The following is a 449-nucleotide window of genomic DNA, read 5'->3' on the forward strand; positions in this document are numbered from 1 at the left end:
TCGAGGTAGGCGGGGCGGCCCTGGCGCTTGAGGTGGGCGACGACGCTCTCGACCTCGCTGTCGGAGCAGAACGGCCCGTGCACGCGGGTGGTGCGCCCGCCGCCGGCCATGAACAGCATGTCGCCCTGGCCGAGCAGCTGCTCGGCGCCCATCTCGCCCAGGATCGTGCGCGAGTCGATCTTGCTCGTCACCTGGAAGGAGATGCGGGTCGGGAAGTTCGCCTTGATGGTGCCGGTGATCACGTCCACGCTCGGGCGCTGGGTCGCCATGATCAGGTGGATGCCCGCCGCCCGCGCCATCTGGGCCAGCCGCTGGATCGCCCCCTCGATCTCCTTGCCGGCCACCATCATCAGGTCGGCCATCTCGTCGACCACGATCACGATGTAGGGCAGCGCCGAGAGGTCCATCTCCTCCTGCTCGTACACCGCCTCCCCGGTGTGACGGTCGAA

1 protein-coding gene is annotated in these 449 nt (G+C 68.8%); it reads right to left on the reverse strand.

Features of this window, described 5'->3' with window-relative positions:
• A partial coding sequence (locus tag ACLBXP_RS25265) for an FtsK/SpoIIIE domain-containing protein (RefSeq protein ID WP_447670592.1) occupies positions 1–449 on the reverse strand: 449 nt, incomplete at both ends.

The sequence above is a fragment of the Methylobacterium sp. A54F genome (assembly GCF_053346035.1).